Here is a 16,220-nt window from a genome sequence, read left to right as displayed (position 1 = left end):
CCTGCCTCTCCGAGAGGCCGGGCCCGCCGCTCCGTCTTGCAAGGAACCTTGCCGATCGGCAACCTGGCGGTGTGGACGACACCGGACGTGACGTGCTCGCCGGGGTGGGCCCGCGGCTGCGGGACCTGCGCCGTCGCCGCGGCGCCACCCTCGACCAGCTCGCCGCGGAGACCTCCCTGACCGCGAGCACGCTGTCCCGGCTGGAGACCGGGAAGCTGCGGCCGACGCTGGAGCAGCTGCTGCCCCTGGCCCGGGCCCACGGGGTCCCGCTCGACGACCTGGTGCAGGCACCACCGACCGGCGACCCCCGCATCCACCTGCGCCCGGTGCGCCACCGCGGGCTGGTGTTCGTCCCGCTGACCAGGCGCGGTGGTGGGGTCCAGGCCTTCAAAGTGATCTACCCTCCGGCGGCCGCGTCGGCGACGACCGCCCTGCAGACCCACGAGGGCTACGAGTGGTTCTACGTCCTCGACGGCCGGGTGCGGCTGGTCCTCGACGACACCGAGCACCTCCTCGATCCCGGCGAGGTCGTCGAGTTCGACACCGGCACACCGCACTGGATCGGCAGTGCCGACGACCGGCCCGCCGAGACGCTCGCGCTGTTCAGCCTGCAGAGCGAGCACGCACACCTCAGCCACGGCGCAGCGGGTCCGGGCCGCCACTGAGCCCGGTCCGCCCGCTTTCTCCCTCGCGCGGCCGGGTCGTGGTCGGGCAGGGTCGGGGTGTGAGCACCCTGCGCCGGGACCCGATGCCGTTGCGCGGCCGGACCGCGCTCGTGACCGGCGGTGGCCGTCGCGGAGGGATCGGGCACGCGACCGCCTGCCGGCTCGCCGCGTACGGCGCGGCCGTGGTCGTGCACCACTTCGCCCCGCACGACGCGGCGCAGCCGTGGGGCGCCGACGACGTCGACGACGCGCTGGCCGAGGTGCGGACGCACGCGACGGCGCCCGTCGCCGGGGTGCACGCCGACCTCGCCGACCCGTCCGCGCCGCAGTGGCTGCTCGACACCGCCCGTGAGCTCGCCGGGCCGGTGGACCTGCTCGTCGCCAACCAGGCGCTGTCGGGGTCCGACGGCCCGCTGGGGGAGCTGTCCGTGGAGCTGGACCGGCACTGGGCGGTCGACGCGCGTGCCTCGATCCTGCTGGTCCAGGCGTGGGCGAATGCGCACGACGACACCCGTCCCGGGGGTGCGGCCGTCCTGCTCACCTCGGGGCAGGCACGCGGGCCGATGCCCGGTGAGGTGGCCTACGCCGCGGCGAAGGCGGCCGTCGCGGGGATCACCCCGACCCTGGCCGACCAGCTCGCGGACCGGCGGCTGCGGCTCAACACGGTGAACCCGGGGCCGGTCGACACCGGCTACCTCGGCGCGGACGCGTTCCGCGAGATGGCCCCGATGTTCCCGTTCGGCCGGTTCGGTGAGCCGGACGACCCGGCCCGGCTGATCGCCTGGTTGTGCACCGACGAGGCGGCCTGGATCACCGGACAGGTGATCGACTCCGAAGGTGGGTTCGCGCGGCACCGGAACGGGTGGCGCCCCGGGTGAGGTGGAGCGGACGACGGGATTCGAACCCGCGACCCTCACCTTGGCAAGGTGATGCGCTACCAGCTGCGCTACGTCCGCATGCGCACCGTCCCCGGTGCGTGCCCGACCACGATAGCCCACCGGATCCCGGTCTCCGCGCCGCACCCCGGCGATGATCATTACTGCGCCCGGGGTGCGGGTACACCGCCGTCATGAGCGGACGGTTGGACGGGACGACGGTGATCGTGACGGGAGCGTCGAGCGGCATCGGTGAGGCGACCGCACGGGCGCTGTCGGCCGAGGGTGCGACGGTGGCGCTGCTGGCCCGGCGCCGGGACCGGCTCGAGGAGCTGGCGGACTCGCTGCCGGGGTCGTCGGTGCACCCGGTGGACGTCACCGATAACGACGTGTTGCACGCCGCCGTGGCGGCCGTGGTCGAGCAGCACGGCGGGCTGGACGTGCTGGTCAACAACGCCGGCGTCGGGGCCTGGGGCCCGGCGGCCGAGGCCGACGTCGCGGACTGGCGCAGGATGATCGACGTCAACCTCATGGGCGTGCTGTCGGCGACGCACGCGGCCCTGCCGCACCTGGCGACGGCAGCCGGTGGCCCGCGCGGCGTCGCCGACGTGGTGACGATCAGCTCGGCGGCCGGACGGCGGGTCCCCTCCCCGCACAGCAACGTCTACGCGGCCACCAAGCACGGGGTCGGCGCGTTCTGCGAGGCGCTGCGCCAGGAGTACGCCGAACGCCACGTGCGGGTGGGCCTCGTGGAGCCCGGCCTCGTCACCTCGGAGATGACGACCTCGGGTGCGCAGTACGCGCCGGACGTGACCTCGACGGGCGAGCGCGGGGTGCTGCAGCCGGCCGACATCGCCGACGCCGTCGTCTACATCGTGACCCGCCCGCGGCACGTGGCGGTCAACGAGGTGCTGGTGCGGCCGGTGGAACAGGTGCGGTGAACCCTCAGTCGACTGTCCAGTTCCCGTCGGCGGTGATGACGAGTAGTAGGCGTCCACCGTCGGCGGGAGGTATGACTGTCCCCTCGTATGCGCCGATCTCGTTCACGACGAGGTCGGAGTCGGAGCCGCTGATGGCGTAGACGACGAAGTTGCTGCTGCCATCGTGAGTGAGGCTAGCAACGTCGCGTGGGGAGTCGACCATGACGACGTCGTCCGCGGATCCCGTCAGTGGGAACGAGCCGACCTCGCGTGCGGTGTTGATGCCTCCGATCGTCAGCGTCCATGCGGCGTCCGCGGTGATCTGGAGCCGGGTGAGGGGAGCGGTCGAGGACGATCCCCGAATGCCGTACAACGAGGCTTATTCAGGCTCCGTCAGGTAAGTGTGTAGAAGATGAGTCCGATGACTGCCGAGATTGTCGTTTTAAATGTGGCGTAGGGCCGCCGGTAGTCTGTGTGGAGAACTTTCCACGTTTTGATATGGGCGATGACTCGTTCGATGGTGGCGCGTGTGTGGTTGAGGCTCTTGTTGAATGTTTTTTGCCAGTCGAGAAGTTCCCGGCCGGGTGGTTTTTTGAACGGGGTGAGCATGCCGCGCCCGATGTATCCTTTATCGCCGATCGGGGGGTATGTGGCGAGGTGGTCGAGGGCGCCGGATTGGTCGAGGCAATATAGGTCGTGTCGGGAGCCTGGGGTCGGGTCGGAGATCCACGACAGCTGCCCTTCCAGGGTGGCTGCGACCTGGACGACGACGCCGGTGGTGCGATGCTTGCCCGACCACAGACCCGGCACCGCGGCCCATGACCAGCAGGGCAGCAAGGTTCCATCGATGATGTACTGCCGATCGGCACAAAGCTCCTCCGCCGTCGGAACGACACTCCGCAGCGCCTGTGCCAGCAACGGTGTCACCCCCGTGATCGCTCGACTAACCGTCGACTGCGACACCCCATAGGTTTCCGCCAACTCCCACTGCACACGATTCCCGCGCAGATACGCCAACGTGATCACCACCGACCAGAACAACCCCAGAACCGGCGGCCAAGACAAACGTGCCTCCGTCGCGTCCCGCTGATCCTGCTCATACACTATAGCGACAAGATCCTGAATTTCATCACGCCGGAAACCAGTGGTATAGTACATACTGCGGCAGCCCGTTCATCTCGGATTGATTCGGCAAACCAATATTCGCGATGGACGGGCTGTCGCCCAACCCGACACGCCGGGCTAGATCGTTATTTCACGGGGCCTGAATAAGCCTCAACGTTGTTCCGGAGTAGCTTCCGATCTCGTTGACGAGGGTGTCCTCATCCGACTTGACGATCACGTTGCTGGAGCAGTCCTTGCAGGAGAACGCGACGATCGCCGTGTCACGAGGAGTGTCGAGGCGCACCACCTCGTCTCCCGTCCCTGTGAGGCTCTGCGGCGCAGGCTCCGGAGGCGGTGCGGGTGTCGTCGGAGGGCTGTAGCTGTAGGTCGGTGGGGCGACCGCCGGGGCTGCCGCAGGTGCCGCGGCTGTGCCACTCTGGGCGCTGTCGCGCGGGCCAGCCGAGGCAACTGCCGCGCCGATGATCGCCATTGTCGCCACCACCCCGACGGCCAGAGCTAGCGTCCACCTCGGAGGGCGGACGGGGGGCGGGGTGGGCGTGGGAGCCGGTTCGGCGGTGCGCTGGGCCGGGATGACCCACCACGGAGCCTGCCCGCCTGACGGATCAAGCTGTGGGGGAGGGGAGAAGCCGGCCGACTGGCGCCGATGTGCACCGTGGCGCTGCTGCGGACTGGTCATCGTGTACCCCCGAACGTCGGAACTCTTCCGTCGTCGCGGGAGTGCGGATGCCCGTTAGCCCCGATTCGGCATCTTCGTCAAAGTTGATGAGCTCGGAAAGCAAGATCCCCGGGGCCGGAGATCCGGCCCCGGGGATCCGGGAATGGTGCGCGATACTGGGATTGAACCAGTGACCCCTACCGTGTCAAGGTAGTGCTCTCCCGCTGAGCTAATCGCGCGAGGCGGCGGCGGGAATCGAACCCGCGTACAGGGCTTTGCAGGCCCTTGCCTAAGCCACTCGGCCACGCCGCCGGAAACCGGCCTGCTGTCGCGGCCCGGCAGAGCGGACGACGGGATTCGAACCCGCGACCCTCACCTTGGCAAGGTGATGCGCTACCAGCTGCGCTACGTCCGCATGTCGCACTGTTCCCGAAGCGTTTCCGCGAGTTCCCGGTGCGTTGGGAGAACAGTAGCGCACGGTCCGTGGCCGCTGTCGAGGGGGTACCCGATGATCGTCTGCCCAGGTCGGCGGTGCCACGACGGCCGGAGGCGTCCGGGGGAGCGCGCTGCCGGCCCCTCGCGGGCGGGTCGGAGACGGCGGGTCGGAGATCCGGTCACGCCCGGGAAAAGTAAGATCCCCGAGGCCGAAATGCGGCCCCGGGGATCCGGGAAATGGTGCGCGATACTGGGATTGAACCAGTGACCCCTACCGTGTCAAGGTAGTGCTCTCCCGCTGAGCTAATCGCGCGTGGGAAGAGAAGTCTCCGAGCGGACGACGGGATTCGAACCCGCGACCCTCACCTTGGCAAGGTGATGCGCTACCAGCTGCGCTACGTCCGCACCGTGCACCGCGTCCCGGGCCGTGAGGCCCGTCCGCGGCGCGGTGAGAGAACACTAGCACCCGCCCCGAGGGGGGTCCGACCGCCCCCTCTCTCCACCACCGGATATCCTCTCACGTGCGGAGACGTGCTCCGCCCGGTGGTGGGGTGCCTCGGTTCAGTCCCGGGCGGTGGTGTCCAGCAGGTCCGCGAGGGCGGCGTCGAAGTCGAGCCACGAGTACTCGGCGGCGGCGGGCACGGCGTCGTAGGTCGCCTGCAGGAACTCCGACAGCGTCGCCGCAGAGGTGGTGAACAGGGCGTGGCCCGAGGGGGAGGTGAGCTCGAGCTCGATCCGGGTCGGGTCGTCGCTCATCGGCTGCACTCGGACGTCGCCGGTGCCGGCGGAGTCGACCAGGCCGTCGCCGAGCAGATCGCGGGCGAAGACCCAGTCGACCGTGGTGTCGTGGCCGGTCTTGAACGAGGCCTGGACGGCGTAGGGGTCGCGGCTCGTGTAGGACAGTTCGACCTTCACGGGCACGACGGGCGCGTCCGGAGCGATGAGCTCGAACATGGCCGTCGCCCGGATCGTCTTGGACTCGTCGCGCATCGGTGATCCTCTTTCGTGGGGGCGTTGCGTGGGGCGTCAGTGTGGGAACGAGAGAGAAGGCCTCGGGGTGACGGGTTCGATGCGCATGAACGTGGGTCACCGTGGGATGACCCCCGATCGAGTCACAACGGTGTAACTCACCGCGTGCGACGACAGGGCTGAACGGGGCTCGGCGCCGTCCTGGCGTGTGAGCCGCGCAGCGCAGAACGACTACTCTCGTCGGAGTCCGAACCGGAACGGGTGCGGACACCGAACACAGCAATCGTGAGGACAACGCTGGTGGCAGGCATCGCCGATCCGCCGGACCGCCCCGAGCACGGGCGGGCCGCCGGGCCTGCCGCGCGCCGTGATCCGTCACGTCGCGACGACGCCGGGGACGCGCATCTCGTGCAACGGATCGTGTCCGGGGACTCGACCGCACTGGGCGAGCTGTACGACCGGTTCGGGCGCCAGGCCTACTCCCTCGCACGCCGCATCTGCGCCGACGAGGGTCTCGCCGAGGACGTCGTCCAGGAGGTCTTCCTGGCCTTCTGGTGCGACCCGTCGCGCTTCGACCCGGCCAAGGGCCGGTTCGGCACCTGGCTGTTGACCCTGGTGCACCACAAGTCCGTCGACGCCGTCCGACGGGAGAGCGCCATCCGGCGTCGCACCGTCCCGGCGTCGGAGGACGGCTCGGAGTGGAACGCCCCGCCCGGGCCGGGCGCCGACGAGGGAGCCATCGGCGCGCTGGTCGCGGGCCACGTGCGTGACGCGCTCGATCAGCTGCCCGCCGACCAGCGGAAGGTCCTGGCACTGGCGTACTACGGCGGCTACACGCAACGCGAGGTGGCCGCGATGACAGGGGTGCCGCTGGGCACCGTGAAGTCCCGCATGTTCACCGGGGTGGCCAAGCTCCGGAATCTGCTGGGCCCCGTGGTCGGGGACGCCGGGGCGGACCTGGCGGGAGGGCTGTCGTGAACGACAACGAGGGGAGGCCCTGTCCGATGAACGAGCAGACGGTCGGCTGGGCGCTCCACGCCCTCGAGCCCGACGAGGAGATCGAGGTGCTGCAGCACCTCGAGGGCTGCGACGAGTGCCGTCGGCTCGCCGCCGACGTGGCCGAGACGACCACCGTCCTCGGCGGCGCGGTGCAGCAGGTGGAACCGCCCGCGTCGCTGCGCGACGCGATCCTGGAGCAGGCCCGGAACACCCCGCAGGTCGGACGGGCGGGTGACCGGGCGGTCCCGCGCCACGCGCTGCGCGACGACGTCGCGTCCTCCGGCGCCTCGCCCGAGGGCGGGGCGCGCCCGTCGGGGTCCGAGCGGCCCACCGTCGCCGCGACACGCCCGCCGGCGGGGCCCGGACGCGGCCGCGCCCGGAACGGGTGGCTGCGCCGCCCCGGTCGGGTACTGGTCGCCGCGGCCGTCGCACTCGCGGTGATCGTCAGCGGGGGAGTCGTCGTCGGGCAGATGCGGTCGATGCAGGCCGAGCGTGACGCGAGCCTCGCGCAGGCCCAGGAGATGCGCGACGTACTCTCCGCCATCGCGCAGCCCGGGACCCCGCACGCCTTCCTGTCCCCCGAGCCGGGGGGACCGATGGTCGCGGCCGTCGTGATGAAGGACGGACAGCGGGAGGTCATGCCGATGGGGCTCGACCCGAACGAGCCCGCCGACCAGACCTATGTCCTGTGGGGGCTGAACGGGGACGGAACTCCGCGGGCGATCGGCACGTTCGACGTGCGAGCGGGGCAGTCGGGACCGGTATCCGTAGAATCGCCCGACAGCGGGAGCTACGGGACATACGCCGTCTCGCTCGAGCGCGGAAGGGAGGCCCCTCCCGCGCCGACCAAGGTAGTCGCGGCCGGGCAGGTGGAGACCTGAGTACGACGGAGAAGGACGGCATCGGTGTGACGGCGGCCGGGAGCACGACCTCCGGGCGCCGGTACACCGGCGTCCGCAGGAAGTACCGGCGGGCGAAGGTCCGCTACCGTGCGTTCCGGGCGGGGGTGGCCCGCAGCCCGGTGCTGGACCTGACCTACCGCATCACCATGGGGGTCCTCGGCACCGCGATCGTCATCATCGGGATCATCGCGCTGCCCGCGCCGGGTCCCGGCTGGGCGATCATCTTCCTCGGCCTGGGCGTGCTCGCCGCCGAGTTCAGCTGGGCCCAGCGGCTCCTGCACTGGGTCCGCGTCCGCTACGACGGCTGGGTCGCCTGGATGGGCCGCCAGAACCGTGTCGTGCAGCTGCTGGTGATGACCTTGATCCTCGGCACGGTCGCGGTCTGCGCGTGGCTGTTCGGGATCTTCGCGACGGTCGGAGGCTGGGTGGGGATCCACTGGGAGTGGCTGCACTCGCCGCTGCTGCCGTTGCTCCAGCCGCCGCCCCCGCCGGTGCCCGTACCCGGATCGGAGCTGGTCACGGGCCCGCGCTGATCCACGGGCGACCCCCGTGAACGGCGGGGGGACGGGCTGTGTAGAGTTGGTTTCACCACTGAGGGCGATTAGCTCAGGGGGAGAGCGCTTCGTTCACACCGAAGAGGTCACTGGTTCGATCCCAGTATCGCCCACAGTCAAACCCCTGGTCAGTTCCTTGTAGTGAGAGAACCGACCAGGGGTTTCGTGTGTTCGATGGGTCCTGCTTGCCCAACTGCCTGACTATTGCTGTTCCCCGGGGAACAGGTCGTTGATGGCGGTGGCGCCTTCGTCGATCACGGGGCGGATCTGCTTGCGGTAGACGAGTTCGGTGACCGAGCTGCTGCCCGCGTGGCCGACCAGCCGGGCGATCTGGTCGACGGTCATGCCGCTGTCGGGCAGCAGGGACACGAAGCTGTGCCGCAGCTCGCGTGGCGTCCATTGGGGTGCAGCTGGCGAGGTGTCGGCCGAGACATCGACGAGGCGTACCTGTGGCCGGAGATCCTGGGCCGGCAGATGACCCCGGTCAATGAGCGTCGCCGAGCTCCTGGAGCTGCGTCCGACCCAGGTGACGGTCCCGCACGACACCTGACGGCAGCCCCGCGGCTCTGCCCGTGCCGCGCTGGAGGTCTTGACCGAAGTTGGGTCGTTCCTGTTCGAGCAGCACGAGATCACCGAGGCGCCGTGGGCCAAGTCCGTTCGAGGGAGCTGACGGGCAAGCCGTCGAGCCTCGGCGAGGGCGAGATTGCGGCATCGCAGCTAGCGTCTTCCTGCCGGTGGAGGTAGCGCTCTAGCAGCTCAGACCTCTGGCGATCCGGTGTCCGTCCTTGGCTTCCCACCGCTACGACGGAGGAGTAGGGAACGTCGAACCAGGTAGACGATGCTTCCCATGGCGGTGAGAGTGCCGACGATGGATACCGCCCACCACTCGCTCATCGTGCCGATGGTGTTGACGACCGTGCCGAAGCTGAGCACCAAGAAGCTCATCGGGAGCCAACGCGGCACGTCGCGATCGGGGCGGCGCCCTACATGCATCACGAACATGGCGGCCGTGCAGACCACGGCACCCCCCGTGCCCAGCAGGCCAAGCCACAGCCCCAACGTGTCGTAGCTCAGAGCGTCCTCCCGCGATCGACCTGCCGCTGGTGTCACGGTAGCGCTGCGGTGTCGCAACTATCCATTGCTTCGTCAAGGCGGCGCCGACGGCGCCGCGCGGCACTGTGTCTGATGCAGCCGCAAGCGCTCGCGCGGGGCTGCAACCCTCAGGACCCCTCGAGGTGCTATGACTTGCGCGTGACTGGATCGGCGCTTGCCCTCCAAGAAGCACTCGACGTGCACCGCCGAAGCGTCGACACAGACTTTTTTGATCTCTCCTTGCGCGAGCTTGCCCGCATGGCAGAAGAGGGCGAGATCAGAATTGCGCCAGAGTTCCAGCGCCAGTTTCGGTGGAACGACGACTTGCAGAGCGCCCTTATTGAGTCATTTCTGCTAGGGCTTCCCGTTCCTCCAATCTTTGTCGCCACGAATCTCGATGGAACCTGGGAAGTCGTCGATGGGCTCCAACGGATTTGCACGGTGTTGCGCTACCTAGGAATCGACGCCCAAGAGTCCGAGGACCTGAAGTTTGCGGACCGCCCCTTAAGGCTCCAGGCGCTATCCACCCTTGAAGTATTCAATGCAACCGGGTTCATCGATCTACCTCGCCCAGTGCGACTGATGTTTGAGCGGCGCTACCTGCGAGTCCAGGTCCTCTCGGACAAATCCGACTTGGACGTGCGCTTCGAGCTATTTCGACGCCTGAACGTCGGGGCAGTCGCGCTGACTCCGCAGGAGATTCGAGGCTGCGTTTATCGCGGACCGTTCAACACAATGGTCGCCGACCTTAGTCGCGACAAGAACTTCAGAGATACTGTAAAGCTGCAGCAGCAGAACCAAAGCAATGCCACATTTGAGGAGATTGTCCTCAAGTTCTTTGCCTACCTGAATAGTGCCGACGCGTACGACGGAAAAGTTACCCAGTTCTTGAACTCGTACATGGGCGAGAGAGCGGCTGACACCGACCTGGCCGACGATCGAGAACTCTTTACGAAGGTGGTTGCACACCTAGCTAAGGTTACCGACGGCAAGCCATTTCTTCGCTCGCGGACTAACATTACCCCGGTAAATCAGCTGGAGGCCGTGCTCGTTGGAATAGGCCGGGTTCTCCGGTCAGGTGCGGAGCCGGTCACGCCACGTCCCGGTTGGCAGGACGACCCAGCGCTCGTCCAAGCGAGCACGAAAGGAACCAACACGCGTACGACATTCCACGCCCGGCTCGATCGCGCCGAGCAAATCTTCCAACCATGACGTGGCAGACCGAGGATCTATTCGACGCCGCAACTGACCTTGTCGACCGCGAGGCGCGGCGTCTTCACGCGCTAGGAGCGATTGCCAAAAATCATCCAGACAAGTTTGACAAAGAAGGCGTGTTCGCCATGAGTCGAGCATTGACCTACGTTGTTTGTGGTGGAATCCTAGAGAAGTTGATGCGCGATCTACCGGCCGCAATATCGGATGATGTCTTGAGTCTGCGACTGCAGCGATCGGATGTTCCATCATCACTTCTCGCTGTGCTTGCTGCAAGCTCCTTTCAGAAATGCAATCAGCGGACGACTCGCACGCTGATTGCACGAGTTGGTCTTCTGGCGGAAGCTTTCCAGCATGCAAGTGACGCAAGACCAATGACCGCATTCGGTGACGATCTTGCGCTTGCCGATGGCACAACAATAGCTGTTGCCCAGTTCGAAGCCCTTTGGGTTCTCCTTGACTTACCCGGCCACTGGCACAATATCCCTGCAGATGCACTGCTGATGCGCGAACTGACGCAGAAGCGTAATGACGTAGCTCACTGGGATATCGACCCCGTCGATGTCGGGAAGTCGCGTAATACGGCAGATCTAGTCAAGATCACGACCCAGCTTCGATCCCTGCTTGATCACGTGGGACTGACGGTGTGCGAGTGGCTCGACGGGCTGACCAACTCCCGACCCATCCAAGCGGCGCAGGCCCCTGGAGGCTTATTCAGGGACGCTCAACAGACTGCTGCGTTGAGACGCTGGCCTGGGGAAGCGCCTTGCTTCATGATCATCCTGAATAAGCCTCCTGGTTCGTGAACGGACGACGAGCCCTCGCCGGGTGGCAGATCTCGGGGAGGGGGGTGCGCCATCTACCCGACCTCCCGGAGGACTACCATACGGCACGCCGGGCGCAGGTCTGGCAAGGTCGGCGGCGGCGGGCGAGCCGCCGCGCCCGACGTGCCGCGCGGTCTGGCGTTGCCAGGTCGAGGAGATGGCGCTTCGGTCCAGGCGCGTGGAGGCGGAGCATTTCCGGAGCGGGACCGCCGGGCGCATCCGAAACTGGCTGACACGGGCCGTCAGGAAGCGGCAGCTCAGACGACATAAGACGATACGAGGCGACCAGGCATAAGCGACAGCTTCTGCCTTAACGCCGAGGTACTCGGCGCGGGTGAGGGGTGAGCTGCGAGAACCCCATCCGGTCGGATGGTCACGGCTTGGCGATAGACGCGTTCCCAGCGCGGCAGATCCTCAGGGTCGACGGCGTCGGCGGGCACTTCCAACGTCGTGAATGTGGTGGGGTCGAAGAGATCGAGGCTGCTGCGGCCGTCGCGGAGCCGGATGTGGGCGGCGCGGGTGCCGGGCTCACCGGACGGGCTCGCCGGGTCCTCGACGCCGCCGGTCCCGTAGTGGAACCCGAGCACCAGGGTGGTGGCGTCGATTTGTTCCGGGGGTGGCGGAGCGCCAGGTGTCTTGCGGGAGCGGAGGGGTGCCTGGCTGACTGTTCGTCGTGCGACGGGGAGTCGTTCGGTCTCGTAGGAGGCGAGCCATGTGTCGTCCCCTCGGCAGGCGAAGGCGAGTCGCCATGCGAGCCGTGCGCGTCCTGGACGCCGGTGTTGCCGCCGAATCCACCGTAGGGCGGCATGACGTGGGCGGCGTCGCCGACGAGGAAAGCTCGACCGGCGCGTAGCCGCGTTGCGACGTAAGCGCCAGTCCGCCAGGTGGCGATGTCGTCGATGACCGGTTGCAGGTCGGGAATGCCGGTTGCCGCACGGATCGTGTCGCGGACGTGCTGGTCGAGGTCGTCCGGGTCGGAGCCGGATACATGGGTGCCGAGTTGCCAGCTCCGGCCAGAGGCGTTGCCGCGGGCGAAGAGAAACGCGCCGGCCGATCGGGCGAACAGAGCCTCTGTGTGTCGGCCTCGGAGGGCTGGTTCGAGGTGTGCGTGAAAGAGTGCGCTCACGGCAGTGCCCGGGAGCGACTCGCCGCTCCAGCCGATGTTCAGGGCGGTCCGGGTCGGGCTGTGTGCACCGTCGGCGGCGATGAGGTAGCGGGCTCGTACGGCGTGGCCCTCGATCACGGCGTTGACGCCGTCGGCGTCCTGGCTCTGGATGTGCGCGGTGTGAGCGAAGCGGACGTCGGCGCCGAGTTCGTGGGCTCGGTCGCGGACGAGAGGTTCGATCCGCTGCTGGTCGCATGACCATGCCGGAGACGGGCTCAGATCGGCGGTGTCGTCCTCAGCCGGTACGGGGATCCAGGTCTCGTGCTCCGCGGCGAGGGTGTCGGCGACGGTGAAGCCACCATTGGGCTCGCCGGCGGCCAGAACCTGGCCCTCGATACCGAGTGCACGGAAGATCTCCATCGTTCGCGCATTGACCAGCCGCGCCTTCGTGTGACGGGAGGTACCGGGGCGTCGCTCGACGAGGAGCACGTGTAAGCCGTGGAGGCCGAGTAGCGCTGCTGAGGCGAGCCCGGTCAGGCCGCCGCCGACTACCAGTACGTCGGTGGTCGGCGGTAGGGCACGGGGCTGGGGTGCGGATGTCATCGAGTTCGCCATGGGTTGCGCCGTCGTTCCCGTGGCTCTGTCGTCAGATCCTCCGCCATCGAGGTGGTCAGCTCCGCGAGACGGCCAGCGAAGTCGGTGATCTCGTCCTCGGTCCAACCCTCAAGGTGACGCCCGAAGATCGATGCAAGCTCCGAGCGAAACCGGTCGACCGTCGACTCGCCCTCCGACGTCAGAGCGATGCGGTACGAGCGGCCGTCCGTCTCGTCGCCGACTCGCTCGATCAGGCCCGCTGTCGCCAGCTCGCTCGCGGCCCGGCTGACCGACTGTGCCGGTACGTCCAACTCCTCGGTGACCTCGGACGGGCGGACTGGTCGTTGCGCGGCCAGGTTGAGTAACCCCAGGTGAACCGGACCCCAGGCGGATCGGGCCGCGGCCCTGCGCTGGACCTGTGCGGCGCGATCCAGGGATCGGATGATGCTCCAGATCGATTTACTTACTTCCATGAAGGAACTATACCATCGAGGTCGTGCGACGAGTCAAGTCGCACGAGGAGCGGGCGGGTCGGCGGTGGCCGCGGGGAAATCGGGCTATGGGCTGGGGCAGCTCTGTGCTCGCTAGTGGTCATCGTCCAGCGTCGCTGGAGAATTCGATCTTGGGTCTGCGGATTCAGCGGTATCGCTGTTGCCCGCCCGTGCCGGAAACTCCGAGTGCGATTGGCCGACTTTCGATCGAGCTCTGGCCATAATCGCGGACATGAGCTGACCGCTATTCTCACTACGGTGATGCCATGATCGATTCGTACGTCCATGTCGACGGTGCCCGCGAGAACAACCTGAAGAACGTCTCTGTGGACATCCCGAAGCACAAGATCGTCGTGTTCACCGGTGTCTCGGGATCGGGGAAGACGTCGCTGGAGGCTTATTCAGGCTCCGTCAGGTAAGTGTGTAGAAGATGAGTCCGATGACTGCCGAGATTGTCGTTTTAAATGTGGCGTAGGGCCGCCGGTAGTCTGTGTGGAGAACTTTCCACGTTTTGATATGGGCGATGACTCGTTCGATGGTGGCGCGTGTGTGGTTGAGGCTCTTGTTGAATGTTTTTTGCCAGTTGAGAAGTTCCCGGCCGGGTGGTTTTTTGAACGGGGTGAGCATGCCGCGCCCGATGTATCCTTTATCGCCGATCGGGGGGTATGTGGCGAGGTGGTCGAGGGCGCCGGATTGGTCGAGGCAATATAGGTCGTGTCGGGAGCCTGGGGTCGGGTCGGAGATCCACGACAGCTGCCCTTCCAGGGTGGCTGCGACCTGGACGACGACGCCGGTGGTGCGATGCTTGCCCGACCACAGACCCGGCACCGCGGCCCATGACCAGCAGGGCAGCAAGGTTCCATCGATGATGTACTGCCGATCGGCACGAAGCTCCTCTGCCGTCGGAACGACACTCCGCAGCGCCTGTGCCAGCAACGGTGTCACCCCCGTGATCGCTCGACTAACCGTCGACTGCGACACCCCATAGGTTTCCGCCAACTCCCACTGCACACGATTCCCGCGCAGATACGCCAACGTGATCACCACCGACCAGAACAACCCCAGAACCGGCGGCCAAGACAAACGTGCCTCCGTCGCGTCCCGCTGATCCTGCTCATACACTATAGCGACAAGATCCTGAATTTCATCACGCCGGAAACCAGTGGTATAGTACATACTGCGGCAGCCCGTTCATCTCGGATTGATTCGGCAAACCAATATTCGCGATGGACGGGCTGTCGCCCAACCCGACACGCCGGGCTAGATCGTTATTTCACGGGGCCTGAATAAGCCTCCTGGTGTTCGACACGATCGCCGCGGAGTCGCAGCGACAGCTCAATGAGACCTTCACGGCATTTCAGCGCAACCGGCTGCCACGGTACGGCCAGCCGGACATGGACTCCATCGAGAACCTATCGGTAGCGATCATCGTCGATCAGAAGCGCATCGGCGGGAACTCCCGATCCACGGTCGGCACGATCACCGACCTCTACGCGCTGTTGCGGCTCTTGTTCTCCCGCGTCGGCCGCCCCTACGTCGGGTACTCGAACGCGTTCTCCTTCAACGATCCGCAGGGCATGTGCCCGGACTGCGACGGCCTGGGCCGGCGCAGCGAGGTCGACATCGACAAGCTGATCGACCGCGGGAAGTCGCTCAACGACGGCCCGATCCGCCATCCCGCCTTCAACCCGGGCGGCTGGTTCTGGAAGCTGTACGCGAACTCCGGGCTGTTCGACAACGACAAGAAGCTGTCGGACTACAGCGAACAGGAGTGGATGTAGCTCCTCTACGGCTCCGACGCGTCGATCAAGCTGGGTTGGAAGGGCGGGGAGATCAACTCGAAGTACGAGGGCATCATCCCCAAGATGGAGCGGCTCTACCTGCGCAAGGAGCCGGACGAGATGAGCGCCAAGAACCGCAGGGCGCTCAAACAGGTCGTGAATGTGACGACCTGCTCGTCCTGTCGAGGGCTGCGGCTCAACCCGCAGGCGCTGGCGTGCAAGGTCAACGGGCGCAATATCGCCGAGTACGCGGCGATGGAGATCAACGATCTCGTCGACGAGGTCAAGCAGATGGGTGGTGCCACGGCTGCGACCGTCGCGCAGAGCCTCGTGGACGGGCTCGGGCACCTGCAGATGCTCGGGCTCGGCTACTTGGGCCTCAACCGGGAAACCTCGACGTTGTCGGGCGGTGAGTCACAGCGGATCAAGATGGTGCGCCATCTCGGGAGCGCGCTTGTCGAGGTCCTCTACATCTTCGACGAGCCCACGATCGGCCTGCATCCCCACGACGTCGTCCGCCTCACCGACCTGATGCGTCGGCTCCGCGACAAGGGCAACACCGTGCTGGTCGTCGAGCACGACCGCGATGTCATCGAGATCGCCGACCACGTCGTGGATGTCGGCCCGCGGGCGGGAAAGGCCGGGGGCGAGATCGTCTTCACCGGATCTGTGAAGGAACTCCACGGCGCCGACACCCTCACCGGGCAGTTCCTGCGCCGCCCTATGCCCCTGAAGGTCGAGGTACGCACGCCGACCGGGCAGCTCCGCATCACCGACGCCGCCGTGCACAACCTCGCGAACGTGACTGTCGACGTGCCCGCGGGAGTGCTCACTGTCGTCACCGGAGTGGCGGGTTCCGGTAAGAGCAGCCTCATCCGCAACTGCTTCCGGGCACAGCACCCGTCGACGGTCATGATCGATCAGTCGGCGGTCAGCACCAACCGTCGCTCCAACCCGGCCACCTATTCGGGCGCCATGAGGCTTATTCAGGCCCCGTGAAATAACGATCTAGCCCGGCGTGT

At 66.9% G+C, this 16,220-nt stretch carries 19 protein-coding genes, 7 tRNA genes and 1 pseudogene; 12 read left to right on the top strand and 15 right to left on the bottom strand.

From position 1 onward, the window contains the following. Positions 1-71: 71 nt before the first annotated feature. Complete coding sequence (locus KPL59_RS23080; protein ID WP_075307031.1) at positions 72-665, top strand: helix-turn-helix domain-containing protein; 594 nt, start codon at positions 72-74, stop codon at positions 663-665. A 59-nt stretch (positions 666-724) separates the two neighbouring features. Continuing rightward, on the top strand, positions 725-1,543 hold the full coding sequence (locus KPL59_RS23075) for an SDR family oxidoreductase (protein WP_226361935.1): 819 nt from the start codon (positions 725-727) through the stop codon (positions 1,541-1,543). Positions 1,544-1,545: 2 nt separating this feature from the next. Here the strand turns inward: KPL59_RS23075 and KPL59_RS23070 are convergent. Beyond that, a tRNA-Gly gene (locus tag KPL59_RS23070) sits at positions 1,546-1,621 on the bottom strand. Between the two features lie 113 nt (positions 1,622-1,734). Between KPL59_RS23070 and KPL59_RS23065 the strand changes: the two genes are divergently transcribed. Then, a complete protein-coding gene (locus tag KPL59_RS23065; protein WP_226352956.1) occupies positions 1,735-2,481 on the top strand; it encodes an SDR family oxidoreductase in 747 nt (248 codons plus the stop codon). A gap of 4 nt (positions 2,482-2,485) precedes the next feature. Here KPL59_RS23065 and KPL59_RS23060 read toward each other — a convergent pair whose 3' ends face one another. The 9 genes from KPL59_RS23060 to KPL59_RS23020 all read right to left on the bottom strand — a co-directional run bounded on the left by KPL59_RS23060 (position 2,486) and on the right by KPL59_RS23020 (position 5,665). Continuing rightward, positions 2,486-2,833: a hypothetical protein gene (locus KPL59_RS23060; RefSeq protein WP_226361934.1), complete on the bottom strand. Its 348-nt coding sequence runs from the start codon at positions 2,831-2,833 to the stop codon at positions 2,486-2,488. A 20-nt stretch (positions 2,834-2,853) separates the two neighbouring features. Continuing rightward, a complete protein-coding gene (locus KPL59_RS23055; RefSeq protein WP_226359735.1) occupies positions 2,854-3,618 on the bottom strand; it encodes a transposase in 765 nt (254 codons plus the stop codon). A gap of 97 nt (positions 3,619-3,715) precedes the next feature. Beyond that, a complete protein-coding gene (locus tag KPL59_RS23050) occupies positions 3,716-3,871 on the bottom strand; it encodes a hypothetical protein (protein ID WP_226361933.1) in 156 nt (51 codons plus the stop codon). Positions 3,872-4,404: 533 nt separating this feature from the next. Further along, positions 4,405-4,479: transfer RNA gene (locus KPL59_RS23045), tRNA-Val, on the bottom strand. A gap of 1 nt (position 4,480) precedes the next feature. Continuing rightward, positions 4,481-4,552: transfer RNA gene (locus tag KPL59_RS23040), tRNA-Cys, on the bottom strand. A gap of 30 nt (positions 4,553-4,582) precedes the next feature. Then, positions 4,583-4,655: transfer RNA gene (locus tag KPL59_RS23035), tRNA-Gly, on the bottom strand. Positions 4,656-4,913: 258 nt separating this feature from the next. Next, a tRNA-Val gene (locus tag KPL59_RS23030) sits at positions 4,914-4,988 on the bottom strand. A 19-nt stretch (positions 4,989-5,007) separates the two neighbouring features. Then, positions 5,008-5,080, bottom strand: a tRNA-Gly gene (locus KPL59_RS23025). 156 nt (positions 5,081-5,236) lie between these two features. Continuing rightward, a complete protein-coding gene (locus KPL59_RS23020; protein ID WP_020624097.1) occupies positions 5,237-5,665 on the bottom strand; it encodes an SsgA family sporulation/cell division regulator in 429 nt (142 codons plus the stop codon). Between the two features lie 279 nt (positions 5,666-5,944). Here KPL59_RS23020 and KPL59_RS23015 point away from each other — a divergent pair, with 279 nt between their 5' ends. From KPL59_RS23015 to KPL59_RS23000, 4 genes are all read left to right on the top strand, one after another. Then, the gene (locus KPL59_RS23015; RefSeq protein ID WP_226361932.1) at positions 5,945-6,622 is read left to right on the top strand and encodes an RNA polymerase sigma factor; all 678 of its coding nucleotides are present in this window, start codon (positions 5,945-5,947) and stop codon (positions 6,620-6,622) included. A gap of 26 nt (positions 6,623-6,648) precedes the next feature. Beyond that, positions 6,649-7,524: an anti-sigma factor gene (locus tag KPL59_RS23010; RefSeq protein WP_226352953.1), complete on the top strand. Its 876-nt coding sequence runs from the start codon at positions 6,649-6,651 to the stop codon at positions 7,522-7,524. A 26-nt stretch (positions 7,525-7,550) separates the two neighbouring features. Next, positions 7,551-8,078, top strand: coding sequence for a TIGR02611 family protein (locus KPL59_RS23005; protein ID WP_226352952.1), 528 nt, complete (start codon positions 7,551-7,553; stop codon positions 8,076-8,078). A 62-nt stretch (positions 8,079-8,140) separates the two neighbouring features. Further along, positions 8,141-8,212: transfer RNA gene (locus tag KPL59_RS23000), tRNA-Val, on the top strand. Positions 8,213-8,300: 88 nt separating this feature from the next. Here the strand turns inward: KPL59_RS23000 and KPL59_RS22995 are convergent. After that, the gene (locus KPL59_RS22995) at positions 8,301-8,468 is read right to left on the bottom strand and encodes a hypothetical protein (protein WP_226361931.1); all 168 of its coding nucleotides are present in this window, start codon (positions 8,466-8,468) and stop codon (positions 8,301-8,303) included. 882 nt (positions 8,469-9,350) lie between these two features. Here KPL59_RS22995 and KPL59_RS22990 point away from each other — a divergent pair. After that, a complete protein-coding gene (locus KPL59_RS22990) occupies positions 9,351-10,403 on the top strand; it encodes a DUF262 domain-containing protein (protein ID WP_226361930.1) in 1,053 nt (350 codons plus the stop codon). Continuing rightward, positions 10,400-11,209, top strand: coding sequence for a hypothetical protein (locus tag KPL59_RS22985; RefSeq protein ID WP_226361929.1), 810 nt, complete (start codon positions 10,400-10,402; stop codon positions 11,207-11,209). The genes KPL59_RS22990 and KPL59_RS22985 overlap by 4 nt, the downstream gene beginning before the upstream one ends. Positions 11,210-11,484: 275 nt before the next feature. On the opposite strand, the gene KPL59_RS22980 is transcribed toward KPL59_RS22985, so the two are convergent. From KPL59_RS22980 to KPL59_RS22970, 3 genes and pseudogenes are all read right to left on the bottom strand, one after another. Then, a complete protein-coding gene (locus KPL59_RS22980) occupies positions 11,485-11,814 on the bottom strand; it encodes a hypothetical protein (RefSeq protein WP_226362143.1) in 330 nt (109 codons plus the stop codon). Positions 11,815-12,044: 230 nt separating this feature from the next. Then, positions 12,045-12,935: pseudogene (locus KPL59_RS37800) on the bottom strand (FAD-dependent monooxygenase); the annotation flags it as partial. Continuing rightward, entirely contained in the window at positions 12,932-13,399 is a 468-nt protein-coding gene (locus tag KPL59_RS22970) for a MarR family winged helix-turn-helix transcriptional regulator (RefSeq protein ID WP_226361928.1), read from the bottom strand. The gene KPL59_RS22970 and the pseudogene KPL59_RS37800, both read right to left, overlap by 4 nt. A 284-nt stretch (positions 13,400-13,683) precedes the next feature. Between KPL59_RS22970 and KPL59_RS22965 the strand changes: the two genes are divergently transcribed. After that, entirely contained in the window at positions 13,684-13,836 is a 153-nt protein-coding gene (locus tag KPL59_RS22965; protein WP_226361927.1) for a hypothetical protein, read from the top strand. Here the strand turns inward: KPL59_RS22965 and KPL59_RS22960 are convergent. Next, positions 13,829-14,593, bottom strand: a complete 765-nt coding sequence (locus KPL59_RS22960; RefSeq protein WP_226359656.1) for a transposase — start codon at positions 14,591-14,593, stop codon at positions 13,829-13,831. The two genes, KPL59_RS22965 and KPL59_RS22960, sit on opposite strands and share 8 nt — an antisense overlap. A 122-nt stretch (positions 14,594-14,715) precedes the next feature. Between KPL59_RS22960 and KPL59_RS22955 the strand changes: the two genes are divergently transcribed. After that, entirely contained in the window at positions 14,716-15,198 is a 483-nt protein-coding gene (locus tag KPL59_RS22955) for a hypothetical protein (RefSeq protein ID WP_226361926.1), read from the top strand. A gap of 84 nt (positions 15,199-15,282) precedes the next feature. Beyond that, positions 15,283-16,197, top strand: a complete 915-nt coding sequence (locus KPL59_RS22950) for a hypothetical protein (RefSeq protein ID WP_226361925.1) — start codon at positions 15,283-15,285, stop codon at positions 16,195-16,197. Positions 16,198-16,220: the final 23 nt, after the last annotated feature.

This window comes from Pseudonocardia sp. ICBG1142 (assembly GCF_020496255.1).
Taxonomy (GTDB): Bacteria; Actinomycetota; Actinomycetes; order Mycobacteriales; family Pseudonocardiaceae; genus Pseudonocardia.
This window is presented reverse-complemented; position numbering and strand designations above follow the sequence as displayed.